General features: G+C 71.4%; 2 protein-coding genes. One reads left to right on the plus strand and one right to left on the minus strand.

Annotated elements, in window-relative coordinates; translation table 11 throughout:
• The coding region (locus DBR36_RS16150; protein WP_108320723.1) for a FadR/GntR family transcriptional regulator at nt 1-699 on the minus strand (699 nt) is incomplete at its 3' end.
• Nucleotides 700-777: 78 nt separating this feature from the next.
• Here DBR36_RS16150 and DBR36_RS18685 point away from each other — a divergent pair.
• On the plus strand, nt 778-1238 hold a 461-nt coding region (locus DBR36_RS18685; RefSeq protein ID WP_258222934.1), incomplete at its 3' end, for an alpha/beta fold hydrolase.

Consider the following 1238-nt stretch of genomic DNA (forward strand, 5'->3'; position numbering starts at 1 on the left):
CGCCTCGGCGAACAGCTCGAGGTCGATCTGCACGTGGCGGCGGGCCAGTTCCGCTGCCTCGTCGGGCGAGGCGGCGACGATCGCGGCGACGATGGCGTCGTGCTCGCGTGCCGCGCGCGACTCCATGCCGCGGTGGCTCTCGCGATCGCCCCACGGGTGCGCGGGCGCCGACAGCGACAGGTGACGCTCGTGCTCGAGCAGGATTTCGCGCAGCGCGGTGTTGTGGGCGGCGTCGATGATCGCGAGGTGCAGCAGGCTGTCGGCGCGCTGCTTCGGATCGCCCGAGGGTGCCGCGTGGAAGGCGGCGAGCCGCTCGCGCATCGTCGCCAGGTCGGCATCCGTCCGTCGTTCGGCGGCGAGGCGGGCGAGCGAGGAGTGCAGCAGAGAGCTCGCGGTGCACGCGTCGACGAGGTCGCTCCAGCGCTCCTCGAACCACCGGTCCACGCCCACCACCACCGAGTCGGGCCACTCCTGGGCGACGAAGGTGCCGCCGCCCCGGCCTCGGCGGCGCTCGATGAGGCCCCGCGTCGACAGGTCGTCGAGGGCCGCCCGCACGGTCGTCCGGCCGACGCCGAGCAGGGGCGAGAGGTCGCGCTCGGCGGGAAGACGCGTGCCCGGCAGGAACTCACCCACCGCGACAGCGGTGATGAGGCGTTCGGTCACACGCTCCACCAGGGGGGCGTCGTCGGTCTCGGCCATGGGGTCCCGTCGTTTCCTCCATGTTAATTCCGAAGAAAAGGTTTGCCAACGCACCTTTACCGGGTCCACGATGACTCCATGCACCGCGAGATCACCGTCCCGTTCCACGACGGCTTCACCTGGGCCCGCCTGACCGAGCCCGCCGAACCCACCGGCGCCGCGCCGCTGTTCGTCCTGCACGGCGGACCGGGAATGGCCCACGACTACGTCCGCAACCTCGACGCGCTCGCCGATCTCACGGGCCGCACGGTCGTGCACTACGACCAGATCGGTTGCGGTCGCAGCTCGCACCACCCGGACGCTCCGCGTGAACAGTGGATGCCGCAGCTCTTCGTCGACGAGTTCCACAGCCTTCGCGCGGCCCTGGGGATCGAGAGCTACCACGTGCTCGGTCAGTCCTGGGGCGGCATGCTCGGCGCCGAGATCGCCGTGCGCCGACCCGCGGGGCTCGAGGGTCTGATGATCTGCAACTCCCCGGCATCCATGCAGCTCTGGCTCGAGGGCGCGGCGCGCCTGCGCTCCGAACTGCCCGCCGAGAA

Origin of the sequence: Microbacterium sp. HMWF026, from assembly GCF_003061325.1 — a bacterium.
Classification (GTDB): Bacteria; Actinomycetota; Actinomycetes; order Actinomycetales; family Microbacteriaceae; genus Microbacterium; species Microbacterium testaceum_E.